The 22,796-nt window shown below is 39.6% G+C and carries 26 protein-coding genes, 1 rRNA gene and 2 pseudogenes; 21 read left to right on the top strand and 8 right to left on the bottom strand.

Translation table 11 applies throughout. From position 1 onward, the window contains the following. The first annotated feature begins 97 nt into the window (after positions 1 to 97). Together RCG17_RS10780 and RCG17_RS10775 are read left to right on the top strand one after the other, a co-directional pair. A complete protein-coding gene (locus RCG17_RS10780) occupies positions 98 to 661 on the top strand; it encodes a VanZ family protein (RefSeq protein ID WP_308175160.1) in 564 nt (187 codons plus the stop codon). 347 nt (positions 662 to 1,008) lie between these two features. Further along, positions 1,009 to 1,524 (top strand): DoxX family protein, encoded by a 516-nt coding sequence (locus RCG17_RS10775; protein WP_308175159.1) that lies wholly within the window; start codon positions 1,009 to 1,011, stop codon positions 1,522 to 1,524. Between the two features lie 159 nt (positions 1,525 to 1,683). Here RCG17_RS10775 and RCG17_RS10770 read toward each other — a convergent pair whose 3' ends face one another. After that, a complete protein-coding gene (locus RCG17_RS10770) occupies positions 1,684 to 2,199 on the bottom strand; it encodes a hypothetical protein (RefSeq protein ID WP_308175812.1) in 516 nt (171 codons plus the stop codon). 265 nt (positions 2,200 to 2,464) lie between these two features. Here RCG17_RS10770 and RCG17_RS10765 point away from each other — a divergent pair, with 265 nt between their 5' ends. The 11 genes and pseudogenes from RCG17_RS10765 to RCG17_RS10715 all read left to right on the top strand — a co-directional run bounded on the left by RCG17_RS10765 (position 2,465) and on the right by RCG17_RS10715 (position 11,056). Further along, the gene (locus RCG17_RS10765; protein ID WP_308175158.1) at positions 2,465 to 3,799 is read left to right on the top strand and encodes a glycoside hydrolase family 25 protein; all 1,335 of its coding nucleotides are present in this window, start codon (positions 2,465 to 2,467) and stop codon (positions 3,797 to 3,799) included. Between the two features lie 331 nt (positions 3,800 to 4,130). After that, positions 4,131 to 4,487 (top strand): nuclear transport factor 2 family protein, encoded by a 357-nt coding sequence (locus RCG17_RS10760; protein ID WP_308175157.1) that lies wholly within the window; start codon positions 4,131 to 4,133, stop codon positions 4,485 to 4,487. Between the two features lie 309 nt (positions 4,488 to 4,796). Further along, the gene (locus RCG17_RS10755) at positions 4,797 to 5,054 is read left to right on the top strand and encodes a hypothetical protein (protein WP_308175156.1); all 258 of its coding nucleotides are present in this window, start codon (positions 4,797 to 4,799) and stop codon (positions 5,052 to 5,054) included. A 44-nt stretch (positions 5,055 to 5,098) separates the two neighbouring features. Next, positions 5,099 to 5,347 carry a hypothetical protein gene (locus RCG17_RS10750; protein ID WP_308175155.1) on the top strand — a complete coding sequence of 83 codons (249 nt, stop codon included), beginning with the start codon at positions 5,099 to 5,101 and terminating at the stop codon, positions 5,345 to 5,347. 479 nt (positions 5,348 to 5,826) lie between these two features. Continuing rightward, positions 5,827 to 6,348, top strand: coding sequence for a DoxX family protein (locus RCG17_RS10745; protein ID WP_308175154.1), 522 nt, complete (start codon positions 5,827 to 5,829; stop codon positions 6,346 to 6,348). Between the two features lie 499 nt (positions 6,349 to 6,847). After that, positions 6,848 to 7,150: a hypothetical protein gene (locus RCG17_RS10740; protein WP_308175153.1), complete on the top strand. Its 303-nt coding sequence runs from the start codon at positions 6,848 to 6,850 to the stop codon at positions 7,148 to 7,150. Between the two features lie 254 nt (positions 7,151 to 7,404). Further along, a complete protein-coding gene (locus tag RCG17_RS10735; RefSeq protein WP_308175152.1) occupies positions 7,405 to 8,205 on the top strand; it encodes a hypothetical protein in 801 nt (266 codons plus the stop codon). Positions 8,206 to 8,257: 52 nt separating this feature from the next. Next, positions 8,258 to 8,770 (top strand): NapC/NirT family cytochrome c, encoded by a 513-nt coding sequence (locus RCG17_RS10730; protein ID WP_308175151.1) that lies wholly within the window; start codon positions 8,258 to 8,260, stop codon positions 8,768 to 8,770. 2 nt (positions 8,771 to 8,772) lie between these two features. Beyond that, positions 8,773 to 10,212 (top strand): ammonia-forming cytochrome c nitrite reductase subunit c552, encoded by a 1,440-nt coding sequence (locus RCG17_RS10725; protein ID WP_308175150.1) that lies wholly within the window; start codon positions 8,773 to 8,775, stop codon positions 10,210 to 10,212. Between the two features lie 262 nt (positions 10,213 to 10,474). Continuing rightward, positions 10,475 to 10,681: pseudogene (locus tag RCG17_RS10720) on the top strand (cyclic nucleotide-binding domain-containing protein); the annotation flags it as partial. Positions 10,682 to 10,771: 90 nt separating this feature from the next. Then, positions 10,772 to 11,056 (top strand): helix-turn-helix domain-containing protein, encoded by a 285-nt coding sequence (locus RCG17_RS10715; protein ID WP_308175811.1) that lies wholly within the window; start codon positions 10,772 to 10,774, stop codon positions 11,054 to 11,056. A 55-nt stretch (positions 11,057 to 11,111) separates the two neighbouring features. Here the strand turns inward: RCG17_RS10715 and RCG17_RS10710 are convergent, their stop codons facing one another. Together RCG17_RS10710 and RCG17_RS10705 are read right to left on the bottom strand one after the other, a co-directional pair. Further along, the gene (locus RCG17_RS10710; RefSeq protein ID WP_308175149.1) at positions 11,112 to 12,314 is read right to left on the bottom strand and encodes a macrolide family glycosyltransferase; all 1,203 of its coding nucleotides are present in this window, start codon (positions 12,312 to 12,314) and stop codon (positions 11,112 to 11,114) included. 246 nt (positions 12,315 to 12,560) lie between these two features. Next, entirely contained in the window at positions 12,561 to 13,148 is a 588-nt protein-coding gene (locus tag RCG17_RS10705; RefSeq protein WP_308175148.1) for a YdcF family protein, read from the bottom strand. 238 nt (positions 13,149 to 13,386) lie between these two features. On the opposite strand from RCG17_RS10705, the gene RCG17_RS10700 reads away from it, so the two are divergent. Then, entirely contained in the window at positions 13,387 to 13,851 is a 465-nt protein-coding gene (locus RCG17_RS10700) for a hypothetical protein (RefSeq protein WP_308175147.1), read from the top strand. Positions 13,852 to 13,861: 10 nt separating this feature from the next. Here RCG17_RS10700 and RCG17_RS10695 read toward each other — a convergent pair whose 3' ends face one another. Beyond that, the gene (locus RCG17_RS10695) at positions 13,862 to 14,728 is read right to left on the bottom strand and encodes an aldose epimerase family protein (protein WP_308175146.1); all 867 of its coding nucleotides are present in this window, start codon (positions 14,726 to 14,728) and stop codon (positions 13,862 to 13,864) included. A 346-nt stretch (positions 14,729 to 15,074) separates the two neighbouring features. Between RCG17_RS10695 and RCG17_RS28315 the strand changes: the two genes are divergently transcribed. Together RCG17_RS28315 and RCG17_RS10690 are read left to right on the top strand one after the other, a co-directional pair. After that, positions 15,075 to 15,380 carry a hypothetical protein gene (locus RCG17_RS28315; protein ID WP_374120917.1) on the top strand — a complete coding sequence of 102 codons (306 nt, stop codon included), beginning with the start codon at positions 15,075 to 15,077 and terminating at the stop codon, positions 15,378 to 15,380. Further along, positions 15,349 to 15,957, top strand: a pseudogene (locus RCG17_RS10690) (C39 family peptidase); the annotation flags it as partial. The gene RCG17_RS28315 and the pseudogene RCG17_RS10690, both read left to right, overlap by 32 nt. A gap of 57 nt (positions 15,958 to 16,014) precedes the next feature. Here RCG17_RS10690 and RCG17_RS10685 read toward each other — a convergent pair. From RCG17_RS10685 to RCG17_RS10675, 3 genes are all read right to left on the bottom strand, one after another. Next, the gene (locus RCG17_RS10685; protein ID WP_308175809.1) at positions 16,015 to 16,473 is read right to left on the bottom strand and encodes an aspartate/glutamate racemase family protein; all 459 of its coding nucleotides are present in this window, start codon (positions 16,471 to 16,473) and stop codon (positions 16,015 to 16,017) included. Further along, positions 16,362 to 16,715 (bottom strand): hypothetical protein, encoded by a 354-nt coding sequence (locus RCG17_RS10680; protein ID WP_308175145.1) that lies wholly within the window; start codon positions 16,713 to 16,715, stop codon positions 16,362 to 16,364. The genes RCG17_RS10685 and RCG17_RS10680 overlap by 112 nt, the downstream gene beginning before the upstream one ends. A gap of 179 nt (positions 16,716 to 16,894) precedes the next feature. Next, positions 16,895 to 17,584: a Crp/Fnr family transcriptional regulator gene (locus RCG17_RS10675; protein ID WP_308175144.1), complete on the bottom strand. Its 690-nt coding sequence runs from the start codon at positions 17,582 to 17,584 to the stop codon at positions 16,895 to 16,897. Positions 17,585 to 17,850: 266 nt separating this feature from the next. Between RCG17_RS10675 and RCG17_RS10670 the strand changes: the two genes are divergently transcribed. The 3 genes from RCG17_RS10670 (at position 17,851) to RCG17_RS10660 (ending at position 18,847) form a co-directional block, all read left to right on the top strand. Continuing rightward, a complete protein-coding gene (locus RCG17_RS10670) occupies positions 17,851 to 18,165 on the top strand; it encodes a hypothetical protein (protein ID WP_308175143.1) in 315 nt (104 codons plus the stop codon). Between the two features lie 69 nt (positions 18,166 to 18,234). Further along, positions 18,235 to 18,468, top strand: coding sequence for a DUF2249 domain-containing protein (locus RCG17_RS10665; RefSeq protein WP_308175142.1), 234 nt, complete (start codon positions 18,235 to 18,237; stop codon positions 18,466 to 18,468). A gap of 64 nt (positions 18,469 to 18,532) precedes the next feature. Further along, positions 18,533 to 18,847 carry a hypothetical protein gene (locus RCG17_RS10660; protein WP_308175141.1) on the top strand — a complete coding sequence of 105 codons (315 nt, stop codon included), beginning with the start codon at positions 18,533 to 18,535 and terminating at the stop codon, positions 18,845 to 18,847. 187 nt (positions 18,848 to 19,034) lie between these two features. Here RCG17_RS10660 and RCG17_RS10655 read toward each other — a convergent pair whose 3' ends face one another. Then, positions 19,035 to 20,255, bottom strand: coding sequence for an MFS transporter (locus RCG17_RS10655; protein ID WP_308175140.1), 1,221 nt, complete (start codon positions 20,253 to 20,255; stop codon positions 19,035 to 19,037). 195 nt (positions 20,256 to 20,450) lie between these two features. Here RCG17_RS10655 and RCG17_RS10650 point away from each other — a divergent pair, with 195 nt between their 5' ends. Beyond that, positions 20,451 to 20,822: a winged helix-turn-helix transcriptional regulator gene (locus RCG17_RS10650; protein WP_308175139.1), complete on the top strand. Its 372-nt coding sequence runs from the start codon at positions 20,451 to 20,453 to the stop codon at positions 20,820 to 20,822. A gap of 405 nt (positions 20,823 to 21,227) precedes the next feature. Further along, positions 21,228 to 22,777: ribosomal RNA gene (locus RCG17_RS10645) — 16S ribosomal RNA — on the top strand. The last annotated feature ends 19 nt before the right edge of the window (positions 22,778 to 22,796 follow it).

The raw sequence follows: 22,796 nt of genomic DNA, 5'->3' as shown, positions 1-22,796 counted from the left end.
TTAAGTAAAAATAAAATGATTAATATGGATGAAAAGTAATTTTTAAAAATCAAACAGATATGTGTGCGGTGATTCAATGTTTCTTCTTAGTGGAAGGATGTTAATCGTTTTTGTGGTCATTGTTTATTTAGCTTGGCAGATCGTAGCCAGGATGAGGGATAAGAAACCAGTCACTTGGATGTGGGAAGGTATTAAATTTTTATTTGTTCTTTACTTAAGTTTGGTTGTGGCTATAACTTTATTTCCAATCATAATCGGACAAAATCCTACAATTCAAAATGAATATCGTTCCTTAAATCTTATACCGCTTGTAACCATCTACAAGTACTTTAGTCATATTGGTACTGCTTATGATGGTGATGTTGGATTTATGATTGAATTAATTGCAAAAAATATAGGCGGCAATCTTTTGCTCTTGATGCCTTTAGGATTTTGCGCACCACTATTGTTTAAAAAGTTTACTAGTTTTAAAAATGTGTTCTTACTTGGTTTGTTTTCGTCTATTTGCATTGAATGCATTCAGCTTTTTGAACTATTATCTGGAATCGTTCTTTGGCGCTCGGTTGATATTGATGATGTGATTTGTAATGCAGTCGGTGCTGTTTTAGGATATCTTATTTATTTTCTATTGTTCAGGAAACTGGATACCAGAGAAGCCTAACTGTTCTATGTGACCTAAAACCGAATAGGATCAGGCAGGAAGTCACATAGAACTGCTCTATGTGACCAAAAGTTCAATAGAGCATTGCAGAAGGAAACGTAGAACCTTTCTATGTGCCCGAAATCCGAAACGGACCTTGCAGAAGGGAACATATCCATTTCAAAAGCCTTTAGATTGGTGTGATCTTTTGGAAACTGGCTAATCGATAATCGTTGTCAACATTTTTTCAACTCTTTTTGAATGATATGTGAAATAATGAACAAACGACTCCCAATTCAAGAAAAACGAACTATAATAACAGTGTAAACAAGTTATTAATGATGTTTTTAAGAAAAGGGGTCTTATATATGTTTAATAAATTTTTAAGAGAAAATAAAATTGCTTCTTACATTCTTACAGTCATTCGTCTTTATCTTGGATATGAATTCATGATGGCTGGTTTTGAAAAAATTTCAGGCGGCAAGTTTGATGCCAGCGGGTTCTTAGCAGGCGCCATTCATAATCCAGTACTAAGCCCTGCAAAAGCTGTAGAATACCCTGGATATGTTTCTTTCTTACAACACTTTGCCTTGCCAAACGCACACCTGTTCAACGTTCTTGTTCCTTATGGTGAATTCCTAGTAGGTCTTGGCTTAATCCTTGGCTGCTTAACAACTGCAGCAGCATTCTTTGGCTTAGTAATGAACTTCAGTTATGTAATGGCTGGTGTTGTTTCTAGTAACCCATTAGACATCTTACTTGGTGTGATTATTCTTGCTGCTGGCTTCAATGCAGGCCGTATTGGTCTAGACCGCTGGGTGATTCCATTCATTCATAAATTTGGTGCAAAAGAAGAAGTCAAATCTATTAAACACAGTGCATAAGGAAATTAATCAACAATCCTGCAGGCAATATTAGCCTGGCAGGGGAATGCTTAAGGCCTGAATCCATATAGGGATTCAGGCCTTTTTCTATAGAAATTATCAATTTATTAGTTTAACTGGCTTTCTAATTTTTAATCTATCAATAGTGAAAATTCTATATTAATTTGCTTCATGCTCTTTAACTGTTTGTTCTGCCTGCTCAAGTGTTTCGCCGGATTGTGGAACAGCATCAATCCCGGTTTTTGCGAGTTTTTGAATCAGCCATACTGGAAAGGTAATTTGGTGAATCCCGGTTCCGCTTCCGCTGTTTTCATGATCGACCCCTGTATGGTGTTCTTGACAAAGCACAAGCATATTTCGGACATCATCCGGTGATGTCATCGGAACATTGCGAAGCAAACGACCATACCCATATGGATCCCATTCCTCACAAAATGATTTCACTTTATCCCAATCTGCTATAGTTGCTAATGACCATTCAATGCCAAAATGGTGGACGTGAAGATTCTCTGTTCCTCCGCACACCCAGCATTTATAATGGCCATCCTCTTTTAACCGATGTTTAGATCGGCGAAACTCTGCTGATTCCGCACGTTTTTCGTGATCTGGAACAATGATTGTTTCTTTTAAATTTCGGTCCATTTTATGTTCATGTACATCAGAAATTGCAATCACCTCCAAACGTTCGATTTCTAATATGGTATGTTGGAGGATTGATCTTGTAGAGGCTTATAAATTAGTAAAGAGAGGATATTTAAAATTGGGAACCTCAAGTCTTGAATACTTCGTAGGCTCCGATATAAGCAAGATTCATAGTGTATTTTTACCAGTAATTCCATGTATACAACAAAGTTATTCCTTATTATGATAGAAATATAACTAGTATATTACAGAAGGATTGCTAGTATTTCAGTTTCGTAAAAAGGGAGAGAGGATTTTTTTGAAACATGCAGCAAAGTTGATTCGTCCGTTTTTTTCAGTAGTTCTTCTGTTTAGCATTTTCTTAACGAGTCATTCGGTAGCTGGCGCAACAGGATTAATGCAGCCAGCGACAAGCGCCAATATAAATGGAATCGATGTATCGCATTGGCAAGGAACCATTGACTGGAATCAGGTTAAAAACTCCGGTATAGCCTTCGCCTATGCAAAGGCTTCCCAAGGGACAACCATTACCGACCCTATGTTTGCTACGAATGTTCAGGGAGCAAGGGCAGCGGGACTTCCTATTGGTGCATACCACTATGCAAATCCGACTGCACCCTATAGCTCTGACCAAGCAATAGCCGAAGCACAGAATTTTGTCAATGTCATGCAGAATGCAGGAATGGGCGATTTTGGGGATATTATGCCTGTTCTTGATTTAGAGGAACCCGCTTCAACTGGTACGTTAACTTCCGATGAAATAGCCAGCTGGGGAAGAGTTTTTGTCGATACGGTAAAGTCACTGACGAATCGTCAGGTAATGATCTATACAGGTGATTGGTTTGTCGAGCAGTACAACGATTTTGGTGGTCAGCTTTCAGATATTCCCGTTTGGATCGCCGCATGGACACGCTATGGCAATACGCAGCCACCAGCAGTTGGCGGCTGGACCCAATGGACAGCCTGGCAGTACAGTGACCAAGGGTCAGTCCCAGGAGTAACGGGAGCGGTAGATTTAGATTATGGTCCAACATCCATCGATGCATTAAGGGGTTACCTGACTGCTCCTGCACCTACTGTGCCAGCTGCACCAAGTAACTTTACTGCTAATTCAACGGCTAATTCGATCCAATTAAGCTGGAGCGCATCCGCTAATGCGACTTCTTATCAGCTGCAGCGTAATGGAAATATCGTATATACAGGCACAGCAACAACCTTTACAGATACAGGACTCTCAGAGAATACTACTTATTCTTACACTCTGACCGCAGTAAATGATCAGGGACAAAGCAGTGTGGTGAATCTATCAGCAACAACGAAAACTACTGCCCAAACCGTGACCACTGTGACAGCTGGCAGCAGCCAATATAATAGCGGCAATACTGCCAAATTAACCACGACTGTTAAAGATTCTAACGGTAACCCATTAAGCGGGGCAACGGTAGCATTGACCGTGAAAAATCCAAGAGGCAGCGTTACATCGGTTACCGGTAAAACTGATGTAAATGGTAATTATACTTATAGTTACTTCATCGCCAAAAATTTGCGTGGAACATTTACTGTGTCCGCAACTACTACATTAGCAAACTACAATTCAAGCAATGCAAGCACAACGTTCAACGTTGTGAAGTAAGTTTTTTGCCGAAGCGTGTGTACATCACGCTTCTTTTTTTATATATATGGGGAGACTTCGTATGATGCTGGATCTCCTAAAAAGGGGGGAGAAGTGGCACCATAGCGACCGTATGATGTCGGATCTTATGAAAAAGGCGTGAGAAACGGCACCATAGCATCTGTATGATGCCCGATCTCATGAAAAAAGTTAGAGAAGCAGCATCATAGCGGCGTGTAACTCTCTCAGCTCTATATTTAACACATCGTTAGTTTTTTCGGTCTGGTGTCAACGGTACATCTTCCAGCCTTCCATTATTAATGCAATAATTAACATAAAAAGGATGATTAAAATGGAAAATTTGTCTGTGTTAAAAAAGCATTTACTTGAATTAGAGCAGCAATTGTTGGAGCCTAATACTAGAACAACGCCGGCTGAGTTAGACAAGTTACTTGCAGACGACTTCTTTGAATTCGGTAGTTCAGGGAGAGTTTGGTATAAGAAAGATTGTGTTGGCGGAGGACTTAGTGTAAGGAAAATGAGCCTTTCTGATTTTGAAATATATCCTTTATCAGAAGAGGCGGTATTGGCGACATATCACATAAAAGACGAAACAAGCATGCAGAATACCTTACGAAGTTCCATTTGGAAATTTATTGACGGAAGATGGCAAATGTTTTTCCATCAAGGAACGATTACGCAGTCGTAACATGGTCGTCATCCATTCTCTAATAACTACTTGTATTTTATTTTGCCCGTGCTTAAGGAAAAGTTCTTTTGCGCCGTTTCACAAGGTATTCTTATGACCCCATTCGACTATTTCAATTTTAATCAATCGATTGATTGAATTTTTATTTATCCTTTAGAATACAATCTTTTTTACACATATATAGGAAGAAGTTTGTCGATGTTGCTGCGACAACTTTTTAAACGTTCCTCGAGTATAAAAGGGGATATACACCACTTGTAAAGAGCGTACATACATTAGAATACAAGTCTAAAATAAAGGTGATATTGAATGTCTCCATCTTCTCGAGAAACAATTCTTGAAGTTCTTTCCTCCGTTGCCCACATAGAAAATGCATTAGCAGATGCAATAACTGTTCAAACTAGAATCCTTAGTAAAGGAAATTTCAAGGCCGAACAATTGGAAACCTTCACGGACAATTTAATTAAATTAGTTGCATTATCCATTAGAAAAGAACTCGCAATTGATATTATCCTTCAAGACATTATTCAAGCAGCGGAATTGGCCAACAATCCCCAACCCAAATAGTCTAGTCTTACTTGGAATCCATATCATTAGAAGGTGATAGGAATATGGCAGATTCATTACGTGACGCCTTTACAAGCTTGGAACAAGCTTTAGCAGAGGCATTGGAAACTGTCACTGCATTAGGTACCACTAAAGATATTGAAAAATTTGTAGGATTGCTAACTCAAAAGAGAATAGTAACGGGAATGTTACTTGAAAAAATCGATATTTTAGCAGCTGATGGTAACGACCCATCGTCCAATCAACTTGGCCATTGGGATCAATTAATGTATCCGAAGAATTTTTTTCTATGAAATGCTTTAGGCGAGATACGGATATAATACCGAAACTTGCGGATATCGAGGAAACGTGAGGATATAATACCAAAATTCACGGATATATGGCATACAAAAGGTACATCACATAGAGAGTGATGTACCTTTTGTATGTTTATTAACTTAAAAAGCATTGAGAAATGACACATAATAAATCCCAAAAAACTATATCCTACGATCTTCCATTTACTTTTCATAATTATATTTTCTTCCATGGCTCTAAGCTTAGCAAAACTAATCATAATGAAAAGAGTCAATTTCCCTAGTAATTCCCAGCGTCTGTCGACCTATCTAATCTATCTAATCTATCTAATCGAGAATCATTGTCAATATTTGTTCAATTCTTTTTGAATACTATGTGAATAGTCCTAGGAACGGAACAAAATGCCAACCGAAAGTTCTATAATAACGGTGTAATCATTAATAATATTTACTGACTTTTGAAAGGAGTCTTTTATATGTTTAACAAATTTTTAAGAGAAAACAAAATTGCATCTTACATTCTTACCGTCATTCGACTTTATGTTGGATATGAATTCATGTTGGCGGGCTTTGAAAAAATATCAGGCGGTAAATTTGATGTAACTGGATTTTTAACAGGAGTTGCTGCGCATCCAGTTCTAAGTCCAACAAAAGCAGTTGAATATCCAACATATGTTAGTTTCTTAAAACACTTTGCTATCCCAAATGCACACCTTTTTAACGTCCTTGTTCCTTATGGTGAGTTTTTAGTTGGTGTAGGTTTAATCCTTGGATGCTTAACAACAGCTGCTGCATTTTTTGGACTAGTCATGAACTTCTCTTATGTGTTTGCTGGAGTAGTTTCTAGCAACCCATTAGATATTTTACTTGGTGTAATCATTCTTGCTGCTGGTTTCAATGCAGGCCGCATCGGTTTAGACCGCTGGGTGATCCCATTTGTTCATAAATTTGGCGCTAAAGGAAATGATCCTATCAATTCCGTTAAACATAGTGCGTAATGCAAAAATTCATTATAAAAGAGGTAGAATGCTATGGAAGCCATTCTAGATGTTGAAGTTGAAACAGAAAACCCATACGAGTATGTCGATTATATCGCAATTCACTATCAAATTTCTGAATTGTTAAGTGAAATGCAGGATATTGATTAATCAAAGCCCCGCAGGCTAAATCCCCCATCGCCTGCGGGGCTTTTTACGTTTAAAATGCAAAAAAGAAGCGCTCCCCAAGGAATACTCAATAAAAGGTTGTTACGCTGCCATTTGCGTCACGCCAACCAAAATTATTCTCTGTCTTTAAAATTAGAATAATGTATGAAACCCATTTCAGAGCAAGAAAAACTTTATTTGCCTTGCTCATCCACTTTTTCAGAGAACAGGAAGAATTAAGCCAGCTTTATGTCATATATAATGTTTCTCCACTCACAGTGAATAAAGTATAAACTTCAGAAAAAAATAGTAAAAATGTCTTACCAAAATACTAACTGGAGATGTGAGCAGAATGAAAAAGGTTTTTGGAATTATCCTATCAGCCGTCGGATTATTGGCGGGCTGTGGAATGAATGCGGTCAGTCAGGATGCAAAAATGGTGAATAACTATACTCAAAGTGATATTGGAACGAACTTAGAGAAGATTGGCTGTAAATTATCCTCGAATAAACGAGGAGGGAGGGGGGTGGAGATAACGGTAAATAACTGTTCCTCGATCACCAATAATGACGCCATTACATATATAAAAGAAAATTTAGTACATAGCAGAGATCACATTAAGCCTTTGATATTCTTTAAAAATGGAAGACAATGACCGTTTTCGGTGCCTTGGCATGCTGCGATGTTAATTAGGAGATTATGACATGAATAACATGACAAAAAAGGCAGGGAAATCGTCCCTGCCTTTTTTGTGATGGCTGTCACATACTTAGGGTTTTACCAGCTTTTAAAATAAAGATGCAGAATTTCCTTTTTACACCATAAAATACATTTTCACACTATGGTAATGCAGTTTATTCACTTCCAATTCCAATTTCAATTCCAATAAAATCCTGAAAGGAAGCAAAGATGAAAAAACTATTTCTGACACTCATCAGCATAATCAGCTTGCTTTTATTGCCATCCGTTAGCTTGGCCGAAACATCCAAAAATCCACTAATAATGGAAGAACTCTCGATTAAAATATTGCCGGAATTTGCTTTCCATCCATTAGATCATAAGAAGACACATCCGCCGTTATTGATTGGTTACCAGGGCACACTTGTTAATACGCTCGATCATTCAACCCAAGGAAGAATTGAAATTCCGCTTCCCATGAATGAAAAAAACTTCCGAATCGGGTACGTGGCTGATTACTCTAGCGATTTGTCAAAAACACATGAAATCGAATATACCGTCGACAGCGCCAAAGGAACGATTTCCTGGACAACCAGCGAAAAAATAAAGCCGCAGGGTCGCTATAAATTTACGATTGAGTACTACACTGACAGCTTAAAAGTATCAGAGAACAAAAGACTCCTAGATTATCATTTTAAAAGTTTCGCTGATACCGGGTTGCTCAGTATGACAATTACCCAGCCATATAAAGCAATGAACCTAAAGTTGACTCCAGCTCCAAAGGAAACAAGTCATGATGAGGATGCCAACACTTCCACCTACTTTTTCCAAAATGTAAAAGCAGGGGATGAAAAAAGTTTTACCCTTTCCTATAACCGAAACGATTCAAAGCCGTTAATGGAACTCATCAATGAAAAAAGCACGAGTACACCTAAAAAGAATTCTTATCCAATGATTGCATCGATCAGCGCAGTAAGCCTGTTGGCAGCTGGCACCATTATCATTTTGATAAGAAAAAGAACTAGGAATTAGAGTACCAAGTACTTTAATACATAAAATGGGAAGTTTTTTACAGGAGGTGAAAATGGTGAAACAATTCTTCAAAATGAATAAAAAAGTAATCGTTCTCATCGGCGTGATAGCGGGAATTTTTCTATCCTTACTGGCCGTAAAAACGATGGAGTACACAGATTCGCCTGGTTTTTGCAAAACCTGCCATAACATGGAATCCGAGTATCAAACATTTACGGCTTCCACTCACTCCGAATTGTCGTGTAATAATTGCCATCTGCCCAACGACAACATTGTGAGACATTTATTTTTTAAAGGCAGAGCTGGGATGACGCATGTATATTACAACACATTTGCGACAAGCAAAATTCCAAATGTGATCCATGCTAGTGACCGGACAAAAGAAGTCATCAATGAAAACTGCATTTCCTGTCACAAGAGTACATTGACCAATGTGTCGCATAATGCCAAGGACGATTGTACGTCCTGCCATCGATTTGTACCGCATGGAAAAGGGTTTAAAACGAAGCAATTTAATGAGCAGCCTCAAACAGGCGAGCTTTTGAAAAATAAAGGAGGATATTAATCATGGCTAGGTTCCGCTACGGAATATACCTTCTGCTGTTAGCAGCCTTTTTGCTGATCAGCGGCTGCAGCAATCAAACGACGACAGCAGAAAGCAAAAGCACAACCGGACTATCGAAAAATGAAATCAGCAACGTTGCGTTCGGAAAATTATTTCCGCTCCAATACAACAGCTATTTGAAAAATAAAAAAATGGAAGACACCAAATATGGTGGCTCGATCAACCGAAGCAAATTCGATCCGGATAAAGAACCGCTGCTGCCGATCCTTTTCAATGGTTACTCATTTGCGACTATGTATAATGAAGACCGCGGCCATATCTATGCACTTGAAGATGTTCGCAGCACAAAACGGATCACCGATAAATCGGTTGGTTCCTGCTATACATGTAAATCAACGGCTGCTCCGCAATTGATTAAGCAGTTGGGCGACAAATATTGGAATACCAGCTTCGATGAAGTTTGGAAAAAAGGCGAGGCGATGGGGCACAATTCCATCGGCTGTTCCGACTGCCATGACCCGCAAACCATGGATTTACGCGTAACCCGCCCTAGCTTTTTCAAAGCACTGCAGGCAAAAGGTGTAGATGTTTCCAATCCAACGAAAAACCAAATGCGCAGTTATGTCTGCGGCCAGTGCCATGTGGAATATTATTTTGCTTCCGGCTCAAGCGAAGTCACCTTCCCATGGAGCAAAGGATTTAAGCCTGAAGACATGTATCAATACTATGATACGATTGCGAAAAATCAGGGGTTCGAAAAAGACTATATTAGCAATATTTCAGGGACACCGATCTTAAAAGCGCAGCATCCAGACTTTGAAACGTTTAGTTCTGGCCCTCATGCGAAAGCTGGCGTATCATGTGCCGACTGCCATATGCCATATGAACGCGTTGATGGAAAAAGAAAAATTTCTTCACACTGGTGGACTTCTCCACTTAAGACAATGCAAACATCGTGCGGACAATGTCATGCCGACAGGGACTTGGATGAGTTAAAAAATACGGTAACGGACATTCAAGATACACATATGCTTGCCTTGCATGATGCTCAAGACATCTCAGTGAAGTCGCATTATTATGTAAACAAGATGATTACCTCAGGTGCCGACCAGACAAAAATTAAGGAAGCGCAAGAATTCGTACGAAAAGGTCAGTGGTTCTGGGATATTGTTGCAGCGGAAAGCTCAGCAGGCTTCCACAACCCGCAAGGTTCGATGGATTCGTTACGAATTTCAACAGAGAACTCGAACAAAGCAATTGAGCTTGCAACCGAAGAACTGGTCAAGAAAGGTGTCAATATCGAAGAGTTAAACAATCAAATTGAAAAAGTGAAACAAGCCGTTGAGAGCGAGAAAGTGAATGAGAAGAAAAAAGACCATGCTGTAAATAGCTATTTCCCTCCACAAGCACCCGTTGCTGCTGCAGCGCCTGTAAAAAAATAACCCAAAGGGCGGTTCCATCGTTGGAACCGCTTTTTACTATTTTTGTCACAATGATTAAGTTACTAATTTTGTAGAAAAGTCTGAGAACAAATCGGATCATGCTAGATTAAAATTAAATTAGAGAGAAAAAATTTTATTATGGGGGTTAAAAGTTGGGGCTGCGATTATTAGAGAGATTAAGCAAAGAAGAGCAGAATTTATTGCTTCAGCATGCAAAAGTTTTATTTAAACCAAAAGGTTCCTATATTTTTATCGAGGGGGATCCCCGACACATTTCTTTTTGATTAAGGAAGGAATTGTACGCGTTCATAAAATCTTGCAGGATGGAAAAGAGATTACCATTTTTGTAAGAGATAAGAATGATGGATTTGGAGAAATCGGCCCCTTTAGTGGTAAGACTTACTCTTGTTCATCAAGCGCAGAAACAGATTGCGAAATCTATGCAATTGACCCGCTATTACTCGATAAATTATTAACGGAAAATGGCAGGATTTCATCAGTTTTTCTAAAATGGGTAGCGGAAAAGCTGGAAACTAGCAGTTCAAAAATTAAGGATTTTATGATGTTCGGGACAGAGGGTGCTGTCGCTTCTTTTCTCATTCGTATCGCCAATTCACAGGGAATTCAAGTGCCTGGGGGAATTCTCATTAACGATCAAGTGACACATTATCAAATTGCTACCTATATTGGAAGTTCCAGAGAAACGGTGACAAGGGTTCTGAATGACTTGCGGAAAAAAGATATTATCGAATTTCATCGCAATACATTGCTTATTAAAGATATGACCTACTTCAGGAATTTGCTGAATTGTGATAAATGCGGGGTCCAGAATTGTATTTTTTAGACATTAACAGGAGGCGGACCGGTTAGGTTCACCTCCTGATGCATGATATAGCTGCTTAGATATCATATTGATTTTTAAATTCAAAAATCTCAGCAGCAGCTTGGCGAGATCCGCCTGATTTTTGAAACACTTCCCGAATCGTTGCAATTGCTTGATGGAAAGAGGGCTCGTTTAACACGTGGTCTGCGGCTTCACGTAGTTGATTGGCCGTCAAGCTTTGCATTTGTAAGGTAATACCAGCTCCGATTTTGGCAACTTGTCCACCAATGATCGGCTGGTCCGCACCTTGCGGAATGACAATAAGCGGAACCCCGTAATAGAGAGCTTCATTGGTACTGTTCATTCCTCCATGGGTGATAAATAATTTAGTGTGTTTCAGCACCTCAGTTTGCGGAACATAATTTTTTACAATGAAGTTTTGCGGAATTTCTCCCAAATCAGCTAGTTGTACTTTTTCCCCAATCGACATGATCACGGTATGTTCCGTATTCCCAAATGCCTTAAAACAAAGTTGATAGAAATCAATTGCTTGGTTAAAGACGGTACCCAGTGATATGTAAATCGGGCTTTTTCCCTTGATCGCAGCAAGGTCGATGTTATCTTTCGTTGCTGGGGAAGAGATAGATGGACCAACAAATTTGTATGATTGGTCAAATTCCTCACCCGATGGCTGGAACGCCCTGGTTGTATAAACAATCGTAAGTGGTGCTGGATTGCAAAAAACTTCGTAAGGTGAGCGAATGTCTACACCGTATTTTTCCATTACTGCTCCTGTCAGGCGCTGATATTCATCGTGTATGACAGCAGCTGTTTCTGCAGGAATTTTTTTTGAAAGATATTCTAACATTTGATCGAAGTCTTCTTTTTTCTGCGCAAAAGAGGTACAAGAACTAATGGCGGGAAGTTTAAGGATTTGTGCGAGCAAAAAGCCGCAGCCAAACATGGAATCATGGATAATGTAATCAAAGTGTTCCTCTTCGATTTGCTCAAGAACACTTGGTATGACGGTATCTGCCGTATGTAATAGACCATTGATTCTTTCGGTTAAATAGTTTCTTCCACCCGCAATAAAGGCTTTTATAAATTTTTGACCGTCGAATGTTCGGACCGTCGCTCCCGTCTTCTCAATACGTTCCCGAAAATCTTCGACCGCAAAGTACACTACCTCTTCGCCACGTGAAATAAGCTCTTGCACAACACCGATCGTTGGATTGATATGTCCTTCTGATCCTCCATTAATAAATAAAACACGTGCCATGAAAACACCCCTTTGATCTTCTTAACTAAAATAATAAAAGTAAATTTATCCTAATACAAATTTGGAGATGCCCCGGCACTGTCTGCTAATCGTGCCCGTGTTTAAGGAAAATGGGCGAGCAAGGGCACGAAAAGGAGTTAATCGTGCCGATGCTCAAGGAAAATGGGCGAGCAAGGGAACGAAAAGGAGTTAATCGTGCCCGTGCTCAAGGAAAACAGTCGGGCACGGGCACGATTAAGTTTCCATTTATATTTTGAACAAATAATACTTTGTAATCGCCAAATATTCTCGAAGATAAGATCTTGGAATGGTGAGAAGCGGAGTGCTTGCTGCAAGCCCATGTATATTCAAATGTTGATCCCTTGCGATCATTAAGGCACGGTAAAGGTGAAAGCGGTTTGTGACAACTACCCCAGTCTTTGCATTCCTAGGAAGTAATTTTTTTGAAAACTTGATATTCTCATAGGTATTCGTAGACTGACTCTCCAAAAGAATTTGAGATTGATTGATCCCTTTTTTGAGCAGTTCCCGTTTAATCGCTTCAGCTTCTGAAATATCCTCGCCAGAACCTTTTCCTCCTGAAGCAATGACCATTGTCTTTGGATTTTTCTGCAAATAAATGGCAGCTGTATCGATGCGGCTTTGCAGTGTGGATGAAGGAATCGTTCCTTTTACATTGGCTCCAAGAATAATTAAGTAATCCGCATGATTCGGAGCTTTCAAATGACTGTATTGAGCAATTTTCCATTGTAACACTCCAAAATAGACAAGGACGGTTCCAGACAAAATACCCAAAATCAATAGGAGCTTTTTATGGTAAAAAAACCTGCGCATAGTGTCACTTCCAATTATTTCTTATTGTCATCCTATTATACACTACGCACCTCATCGTGTACTTTTCCCAAAATCGTATGGCAGAGGTAAAATTGGGAGACGGAGCTTGCCCGTCCACCAGTTTTGTTTTTTTAATCAAACGTTTGATTGAATTCTTTTCTGTGTATGTGACATGCCTGTTATTCATAAAAATATTCTATAAAGGGTACAACGCACCTGAACAGGGGGGCTGAGTATAATGAAATTTACAATCCAGTATATTCCACTAAGCAAAATCAAGCCTGGTTTATCGCAGAAAATCACCGAGCACATGAAAAAACTTGAAAGATTAATGTGGGATTGCATGTTTGTTTTGGTTGTGAAAAAAAATCGGAAGAATGGCACCTACACCATTGTTAGCGGGCAAGAGCGATTCGATTCCCTGAAAAAACACACGAAAAGTATTTATGCTCCCTGTATTGTAGATAAAACTAGCTCCACCGGTATAATGCCGTGGTTTCACCGTTTACGAAAAAAACAACCTCTGGATGATTTTCCTTTAATGCCAGCGAGCTGGTCCATCTTTCGTGCCTTTCTCAAACAAGAACCACGTTTTCAAAATTTATCGCGCGCAGATCAAATAAGAGTGCTGCTAATCGCAGCACATTATAAGAAAACAGTGATCTATGCGATGAAAAAGGCAGTCGATAATATGCTTGAATAGGCGCCTTCTTTTATAAACCTTCAACTTCATAAGCCACTTGGCTCTTCATTTCTTGACCAGGTTGAATATAAACGAGGTCTTCCTTTGTATTTAATGCATCCGTACTAGCCATCCAAGGCTCAACACAGATGAAATTCTTTCCCTTCAATGCCCAGACAACGATATGTTTGTAGATGGGATCAAAGCGAACATAAATCTTCCGCTTCTGTACAGGATCTGTGATATGTAAGCTTTGTGCGGTCAAGTCCTGAAAAAACACATTGATTTCCTCCTGCTCAAAATTAAATCGATTATTAACCAAGCTGTTGTTGATTGATTCCGTGTGAGTTTTAGAAGGGATCTCAATCTCAAGCTGATTCTTATCCTCGACCTGAAAGTAAGGATGGTATCCGGCATAGAAAGGCATTGGCTGTTCGTCTTGATTGATGTATGTCGCATTCACCGAAAGGGTCGACCCGCTGAGTTTGTATTCATAAATTAGTTTAAATTTAAAAGGATACTGAGAATAGGTTTTTTCATTGTCCTGGAGTTCTATTTTTATTGATGCTGAATCTTCTTCTGTTGACACGTCAGCAATGTTCCAAGCGCAATTCCTGGCAAAACCATGCTGCTTCATTGTGTATGGATGACCATTAAGAGAATACGTGTCATTTTTCAAATAGCTGCATATTGGAAAAAGAATCGGATTGCCGCCTCTGATATTTTTATTAGGATCGATCAAGGTAGCCCGATCCAGGTAAAAAACAGACTTGCCCTTTACAACAAAACTGGCAATGATTCCGCCGCGCTCGGGGACAACCTCAATGAACGTATCATTTTTTGAATTGGACAATCGATGAGTTTCAAAGACATCACTATTTTTTTCGTAAATATACATTAGCATCCTCCAATAATGTTTTACATCATTTATTAATTCCCCAACATTTACTTTAAATTGCAGGTCATTCCAAAGATTCTGGGTGCATGGACCGAAGGATACGGATATATGGCTAAAAGTTACGGAAAAATGGGGGGAGTTTACGGATATTTCAGAGAAACTCATTGATCAATCTGCAGGCGCTTAATCTGTGGTTTTGTTAAGTAAAAATTAAGCTATTTCAGATAGGGTGATTGATAGAAAGATAGATAACATGATAATTGGATGTGTTTTTTTGAAGACTTTCCTAAAGAAAATTTTCATTTTAGTGATGATAGTATTACTTTTTATCGCAGGAGATATCGTTTTGATTTACATCAATTCTCCATTAGCTATTAAACCTTCATTTGTTAAAAAACTGCAAACGACTTTAACAGAAAAACAACGAGTAAAAGTTGCTGGGGTAAAAGAAGTGACATCAAAGGAGCAGACTGCAAAAGAAAAGGGCAGCGAAAGAACAAGCCGCAAAGGAACAAGCAGCCAAAAAAGCAGCAGCGAAAGAACAAGCGGCAAAGGAGCAGGCAGCAAAAGAGGCCGCTGCCAAAGAACAAGCAGCAAAAGAGGCCGCAGCAAAACAACAGGCTGCCCAAGCAGCTGCAAAACTACAAGCTAGCAAAATCCTAGATGTACCACTTATTACGCAAATGAGTGCCCCAAATCTCTACAATGGCTGTGAGGTCACAAGTCTAGCCATGATTCTTAATTACAGCGGATATCATGTCACGAAAACTGATTTAGCCAATAATATTGCAAGGGTCCCATTGACCTATCAAAACGGACTAAAAGGAAATCCAAATGTAGGATTTGTAGGAAATATGGAAGTCGGGCCAGGATATGCGGTATACAATGGCCCGATCTACAATTTGGCCAGAAAGTATGGTGGGGATGAAGTGGTTAATCTTACAAACCATCCGTTTACTGATTTACTGGCGAGAGTGGATCAAGGAGAGCCGGTATGGGTTATCACCACCAGTTCGTTTGCCCCTGTATCTGATTTTAAAACGTGGAAAACTCCTCAAGGAACCATCCGCATTACCTTTAGTGAGCATAGCGTAGTCATTACAGGCTATGACGCAAACTACATCTATATCAATAATCCTTATGGTCAAAAAAATCAAAGGGTGAACCGCAGCAGTTTTGAAAAAGCTTGGGTACAAATGGGAAGTCAGGCAATTGTTATTGAAAAGTAATTCGTAGCCAAAAAAAGGATTGACGGCCAGAATCGAATTTCTAGTCGTCAATCCTTGTTATTGATTCAAAAAAATCGTATCAACAATCTTATTCACATGAATTTCTGTCGTGTTTAATATCGGAAGCTCTAAATCGTTCTTCTTGATAATCATTGGCAGTTCTGTACATCCGAGGATCATTCCTTCAAGCTGATCACGGTGAACCATCTGCTGAATGATCTCTAAAAATCTAGCTTTTGTTTCTTCCTTAACAATCCCTTTTTCCAATTCCTCCACAATTTTTCGATGGATATAGTCTTGTTCGTTTGGGGTAGGCACGAATATTTCTTTATGATCCGAAACAAAGGGTTTTTTGAAAAAATCGTGCTCCATCGTAAACTTGGTTCCGATGAGGCCGATTCGCTCTATGCCCAACTCCTTGGTTTGTACAAATGTGGCCTCAACAATGCTGATAATCGGGATGTCCACCCTTGCTTGAACCTGTTCAAAAACAAGATGTGGAGTATTTCCGGAAATCGCCGCAAAATCCGCCCGGCCCTTGCTAATTTCTGAACTGATTCTGCTATGTACTCAACCAACTCCGTAATTTTTCCATTACTAATCAACTCAAAAATTTTGTACATATTGATACTGTTAATCACAAGCTCTGGCAGGATCTCTTTACTGCCGAGCCTTTCTTGAAACTTGGTAATGATGGTTTGGTAGTAATCGACCGTTGATTCAGGCCCGATTCCTCCAATAATTCCGACAATATTCAAAATGACCTCCGCCTTCGCTGAAACTATCCTTATTACAATTTTATCACATTCGGAATGATAGTATTGTCAGGTACTAGGGGAGAGATTTTTGGTTAAATAACGGCTTACTATTAGTAAATCAATTAATTGAAAAGCTGATTCGAGGAAATCGAAAACAATTGTATTTGAAGCATCTATCCCTAATAAATCAGTTCTTGCTGAAGTGCTTCACGTTCAATTAGATAAAAGCCGTCCTCATCTTGGATTATGTAATTTTTCTTTTTTAATTGGGTGATTGTACGGCTGATTGTTTCCCGTGTTGTCCCAATCATGCTGGCCAACTCGCGATTTGTAAAATGTGTTGTAAGTTTATACTTTCCGTTCACTTCTACCCCATTTGATTTACACAGCCTCACCAATAGCGTGATGATTTGTTCATAAGTATTATGAAGCATCTGGGACTCTAATCTACTTTGCAGATCAATAATTGTTTCACCTAATACTTTAAATAATTTAATACAAATTTCTGGGTTGGAAAGTAGTACTTGCTCGAATTGATCAAGCGGGATGACAATAAGCTTGGCATCTTCCATTACTTCTGCGCTGGCCGGGAACGTTCCCTTCCTAAAAAAACCTGCCAGCGGAAATAAATCACCCTGTTCGAAAACAGAAATAATCTGCTCTCTTCCAGAATAATCGGTCTTAAATATTTTTATCTTTCCTGAATGGATAAGAAAAACTCTGTCGAGAGGGTCGTCCTGCATAAAAACATACATTTTATGTTTATAAAAACGTACCTGAGCAATCTTGGTGAATAGCGCCATCTCCTCTTCGGACAACTCTTTAAATAAGGGGACTTCCGACAATTTGAGAATATCCTCATTTCTCATTTCAAGATCACCTCTATTTACTGTATTCATAATTGAAACAGTAGAATTTGTTAAAATTAATTATATGCATAAAATCATCTATAAAGTGTGATATAGACCACTAATTTTCTAAAAAATTTTCTTTACAATAAAAAAGAAGAAACAAGTTAAAGATAGTTAATATGGTGCAAACGTTCACAAAACATTGTTTGCTCCCAACCATTGATACTCGGCTATAAGTTAGATACGGCCAAAGCATAATAATAAGAACGATGGAGGTGATATAAATGGCAAATACGCGCATAGAAAAAAATGAATTGTTACTTGAAGCAAACCTTGAGGATATTGAAAAAATCGTTAAGGAAGCTGTAAATAATATTGAACAATATAAAGAGGAAATTGCCGTCATCTATGACAAAATGCCAAAATTTGAATATAAATACTTTTGTTTCTATGCATACTCAACGTATCACTTACTAGAAAAGGCTCTTAACTTTTCTTGTGATGAGGTGGGTCATTTCCGATTAATTGCACCTGAAGAATTTTATTATGCCTTCTTCGGCATCATCTCGACACTGTATCATGAACACTGTGCAAAATAAGTGTTTGGCAATATTTCCGAAAGGCGAATGGAAAATAGAGTATAAATTATAATTTTAGGAGGAAATGTAATGGAAAATTTTAAATCCACAGTAAATGCAACAGAGTACCCACCACAAATTAAACATAAGGTTATTTTTGAAACCTTTGATGCGTTAAATCCAGGAGAAGCGATGCTATTAATCAATGATCATGATCCCAAACCGTTATTTTTCCAATTTCAAATTGAACATCCTAATCAATTCACATGGGATTATCTTGAACAAGGACCGGAAACATTCCGTGTAAAAATTGCACGTGTTTAAAGAAACGCTTGTTGTAAGATGGCTGCCTGTTTGTCATATACCTCATGGATATCGAAGAGTTTTTTTGCTATCTACTAATCATCAGGTACAATCTGTGATTGTATTATCTTTTATGGGTTATGAGGATGTGTACAACATCAAACAGAAGGTAAAAACACATGATATTCAGGATCCTTCCCTGTTATGGGGACTTTCAGTTGTGAATTCTCTCATTGGTACGGAGGCTTTGTTAGAATCAGAGGATGGATATTTAAGTATCCGACCTAAGCCGATACCTGAGGATGGACTTTTACCCATCGACGTATTTCTGAAAGCTGCAGAAGACGGGGAGTTTTATGTTGAATCAGTGAATAGAAAGAAAATGTTGGAGCAAAATTAATATGAATATTGAAAAGTCTGTGGACCATCTACAGGCTTTTTTATTTTTATCTTGATTGATTCGGGCTGTTTTAAAAACAAACAGACACTACCTAATTGAAGGAAAGCGTCTGTTTGTTTTGTTATTTGTACTTCCAAGAGTATAGTTTCTAGTTGATTTGATATTCAGGTCAAATTCTTTAATCAAATTAATTTAAGGACATTTTTTGATCTATCATTCCAACTTCTTTTTGATCCTTTTTTTCAAGAATTCGGCTCCAGCCCGTTAGGATAACGGCTGCTAAAACCATTAGTGATCCGATCCAAGTGGTGTGAATGAGTCCGATTGAATCTGTGATCATGCCTCCTAAGTAGGCTCCAAGTGCAATCCCTGCGTTAAAAGCGGCAATATTAATGGCTGAAGCTACATCGATCGCAGAGGGTACAAACCGCTCGGCTAACATTAGCACATATACTTGTAATCCAGGTACATTCATAAATGCGAGAAGACCCATGAAGAAGACAGTTATGACACCTGCTATTTTAAAAGGTGCTGTAAACATGAGAATCAAAAGAACAACTGCTTGAAAAATGAACATATAAAATAATGATTTTATGGGGTTGTTATTCGATAGCTTGCCCCCAAGCATATTACCAAAAGCAATTGCAATACCATATACGAGTAAAATAACAGCTACTGTACCTTCTTTAAATCCGGTAATATTCTGTAAGATGGGTGATAGATAAGTGAAGACAACGAATGTTCCTCCATATCCTAAGGCAGTAATAATAAATAATAGTAATAAACGGCCGTTTGTCACTAATTTGAACTGATCGCGAAAGGTTGTTCGAGTACCTCTTGATAAGTCAGATGGAACAAGGATACTGTTTGCAATTAGTGCAATAACCCCAACTGCAATAATGAGGATAAAAGCCATTCTCCAGCCGAATTGTTGTCCAATGAATGTTCCAAGTGGTACGCCTGTAACGGTAGCTACCGTTAATCCTGAAAACATAATGGATATGGCACTGGCTCTCCGACTCTCAGGTACTAAATCAGCTGCGATTCTTGAGCCAATGGACATGAAAACACCATGTGAAAAGGCAGAAATCACACGGGCTACAAGTAAAACACTGACGCTTACTGCACTTGCAGCCAAACTATTACCGATTATAAAAACAATCATAATCCAAAGTAATAAAGACCTACGTGACATACTGGAAGTAATGGATGTCAAGATTGGGGCCCCAACTGTTACTCCTAAAGCATAAAGAGAAACCGTTAAGCCTGCTGTTGTAATAGATATGTGTAAATCTTTAGCTATTAGTGGTAATAACCCCACACTAATAAATTCTGTGGTTCCTATTGCAAATGCACTCATTGCTAAAGCTAGAAGTGCAAATGTACTTCGTTTTTTATCGGTAGGCATTTTTTTCCTCCTGAATTTTGAGATTGTATTAATGAAGTGCTTAAATTATATAAATGAATTCATACAGCAATTTCAACCGGCAAGTGTTATTATGAGATATATAGGGATAATTGGGTAGTACGCACTTAAAAGTGATATAGATACCTTTTAGTAATATAGGCACTTTTTTGTACCTATCTATGGAGGCGATAGAAAATGAAGAAAAAGAAATACAATATATCAGTTGAAGCAACACTGGAAGTGATCGGGGGAAAGTGGAAATGCGTGATTCTATGCCATCTAACCCACGGTAAGAGACGCACAAGTGAATTGAAACGTCTTATGCCAGATATCACTCAAAAGATGTTAACCCAGCAATTACGTGAATTAGAGGAAGATGGGGTTATTAACAGAATTGTATATAATCAAATTCCTCCAAAAGTGGAGTATGAACTCAGTGAGTATGGATGGAGCCTAAAAGATATTTTAGACTCGCTATGTGCTTGGGGAGAAAAACATATTACGAGAGTATATGGTGATAAGTTTGCCGTTTTAGAAGATAATGTTTTAAATGAACATCTGAAGTAATTCTATCTTAGATTTCTATAAGGAGAACGATGTATCAAGTTACCTCTAAACAAAAAAGAATAAAAACTTTGTAACTAAAAAACTTTTCTATTGCCATTTAACACCGATGATGTTATTCTAGTAAAGCTGATTCGTTACAAAGCTTCAAAAAACGAATTTTTTTAAATCAAAAATATTTCGGAGAAGTTGACATTAACGAAAATGTGTGAGACAATCTTTCTTGTCGCTGATGAAAAATTAATCTTAAAAAAAGATTGACGAAGTATTCGGTTGAGGGTATACTAAGAAAGTTGTTTTTTAGAAATTGTTCTTTGAAAACTAAACAAACAAAAACGTCAACAATAAAAATATAGTGAATCTAGTATTCACTAGCCAACGTAACATTTATGAGCTAACTCATACTCTTTAATGGAGAGTTTGATCCTGGCTCAGGACGAACGCTGGCGGCGTGCCTAATACATGCAAGTCGAGCGAATCATTAGGAGCTTGCTCCTGATGGTTAGCGGCGGACGGGTGAGTAACACGTGGGCAACCTGCCTGTAAGACTGGGATAACACCGGAAGTCTGGCGCTAATACCGGATAATTCTTTACCTCTCATGAGGTGAAGCTGAAAGTCGGTTTCGGCTGACACTTACAGATGGGCCCGCGGCGCATTAGCTAGTTGGTGAGGTAACGGCTCACCAAGGCGACGATGCGTAGCCGACCTGAGAGGGTGATCGGCCACACTGGGACTGAGACACGGCCCAGACTCCTACGGGAGGCAGCAGTAGGGAATCTTCCGCAATGGACGAAAGTCTGACGGAGCAACGCCGCGTGAGTGATGAAGGCCTTCGGGTCGTAAAACTCTGTTGTTAGGGAAGAACAAGTATCGGAGTAACTGCCGGTACCTTGACGGTACCTAACCAGAAAGCCACGGCTAACTACGTGCCAGCAGCCGCGGTAATACGTAGGTGGCAAGCGTTGTCCGGAATTATTGGGCGTAAAGCGCGCGCAGGCGGTCCTTTAAGTCTGATGTGAAAGCCCACGGCTCAACCGTGGAGGGTCATTGGAAACTGGGGGACTTGAGTGCAGAAGAGGAAAGCGGAATTCCACGTGTAGCGGTGAAATGCGTAGAGATGTGGAGGAACACCAGTGGCGAAGGCGGCTTTCTGGTCTGTAACTGACGCTGAGGCGCGAAAGCGTGGGGAGCAAACAGGATTAGATACCCTGGTAGTCCACGCCGTAAACGATGAGTGCTAAGTGTTAGAGGGTTTCCGCCCTTTAGTGCTGCAGCTAACGCATTAAGCACTCCGCCTGGGGAGTACGGCCGCAAGGCTGAAACTCAAAGGAATTGACGGGGGCCCGCACAAGCGGTGGAGCATGTGGTTTAATTCGAAGCAACGCGAAGAACCTTACCAGGTCTTGACATCCTCTGACACTCCTAGAGATAGGACGTTCCCCTTCGGGGGACAGAGTGACAGGTGGTGCATGGTTGTCGTCAGCTCGTGTCGTGAGATGTTGGGTTAAGTCCCGCAACGAGCGCAACCCTTGATCTTAGTTGCCAGCATTTAGTTGGGCACTCTAAGGTGACTGCCGGTGACAAACCGGAGGAAGGTGGGGATGACGTCAAATCATCATGCCCCTTATGACCTGGGCTACACACGTGCTACAATGGATGGTACAAAGGGCAGCGAAGCCGCGAGGTGGAGCCAATCCCATAAAACCATTCTCAGTTCGGATTGTAGGCTGCAACTCGCCTACATGAAGCCGGAATCGCTAGTAATCGCGGATCAGCATGCCGCGGTGAATACGTTCCCGGGCCTTGTACACACCGCCCGTCACACCACGAGAGTTTGTAACACCCGAAGTCGGTGGGGTAACCGTAAGGAGCCAGCCGCCTAAGGTGGGACAGATGATTGGGGTGAAGTCGTAACAAGGTAGCCGTATCGGAAGGTGCGGCTGGATCACCTCCTTTCTAAGGAAAATGTCCTAAC

The sequence above is a fragment of the Neobacillus sp. PS3-12 genome, assembly GCF_030915385.1.
GTDB lineage: Bacteria > Bacillota > Bacilli > Bacillales > Cytobacillaceae > JAEVLT01.
The sequence above is the reverse complement of the archived record's forward strand: the minus strand, read 5'-3'. Positions and strand labels throughout refer to the sequence as shown.

Bases quoted from the DNA above. Each gene is read 5' to 3' on its own strand.
- RCG17_RS10760 (WP_308175157.1), top strand. From the start codon at position 4,131: ATGGAAAATTTGTCTGTGTTAAAAAAGCATTTACTTGAATTAGAGCAG.
- RCG17_RS10755 (WP_308175156.1), top strand. From the start codon at position 4,797: ATGTCTCCATCTTCTCGAGAAACAATTCTTGAAGTTCTTTCCTCCGTT.
- RCG17_RS10730 (WP_308175151.1), top strand. From the start codon at position 8,258: ATGGTGAAACAATTCTTCAAAATGAATAAAAAAGTAATCGTTCTCATC.
- RCG17_RS10780 (WP_308175160.1), top strand. From the start codon at position 98: ATGTTAATCGTTTTTGTGGTCATTGTTTATTTAGCTTGGCAGATCGTA.
- RCG17_RS10675 (WP_308175144.1), bottom strand. From the start codon at position 17,584: ATGAGAAATGAGGATATTCTCAAATTGTCGGAAGTCCCCTTATTTAAA.
- RCG17_RS10705 (WP_308175148.1), bottom strand. From the start codon at position 13,148: ATGCGCAGGTTTTTTTACCATAAAAAGCTCCTATTGATTTTGGGTATT.
- RCG17_RS10695 (WP_308175146.1), bottom strand. From the start codon at position 14,728: ATGTATATTTACGAAAAAAATAGTGATGTCTTTGAAACTCATCGATTG.
- RCG17_RS10650 (WP_308175139.1), top strand. From the start codon at position 20,451: ATGAAGAAAAAGAAATACAATATATCAGTTGAAGCAACACTGGAAGTG.
- RCG17_RS10740 (WP_308175153.1), top strand. From the start codon at position 6,848: ATGAAAAAGGTTTTTGGAATTATCCTATCAGCCGTCGGATTATTGGCG.
- RCG17_RS10700 (WP_308175147.1), top strand. From the start codon at position 13,387: ATGAAATTTACAATCCAGTATATTCCACTAAGCAAAATCAAGCCTGGT.
- RCG17_RS10745 (WP_308175154.1), top strand. From the start codon at position 5,827: ATGTTTAACAAATTTTTAAGAGAAAACAAAATTGCATCTTACATTCTT.
- RCG17_RS10775 (WP_308175159.1), top strand. From the start codon at position 1,009: ATGTTTAATAAATTTTTAAGAGAAAATAAAATTGCTTCTTACATTCTT.
- RCG17_RS10710 (WP_308175149.1), bottom strand. From the start codon at position 12,314: ATGGCACGTGTTTTATTTATTAATGGAGGATCAGAAGGACATATCAAT.
- RCG17_RS10665 (WP_308175142.1), top strand. From the start codon at position 18,235: ATGGAAAATTTTAAATCCACAGTAAATGCAACAGAGTACCCACCACAA.
- RCG17_RS10735 (WP_308175152.1), top strand. From the start codon at position 7,405: ATGAAAAAACTATTTCTGACACTCATCAGCATAATCAGCTTGCTTTTA.
- RCG17_RS10750 (WP_308175155.1), top strand. From the start codon at position 5,099: ATGGCAGATTCATTACGTGACGCCTTTACAAGCTTGGAACAAGCTTTA.
- RCG17_RS10725 (WP_308175150.1), top strand. From the start codon at position 8,773: ATGGCTAGGTTCCGCTACGGAATATACCTTCTGCTGTTAGCAGCCTTT.
- RCG17_RS10655 (WP_308175140.1), bottom strand. From the start codon at position 20,255: ATGCCTACCGATAAAAAACGAAGTACATTTGCACTTCTAGCTTTAGCA.
- RCG17_RS10670 (WP_308175143.1), top strand. From the start codon at position 17,851: ATGGCAAATACGCGCATAGAAAAAAATGAATTGTTACTTGAAGCAAAC.
- RCG17_RS10715 (WP_308175811.1), top strand. From the start codon at position 10,772: ATGATGTTCGGGACAGAGGGTGCTGTCGCTTCTTTTCTCATTCGTATC.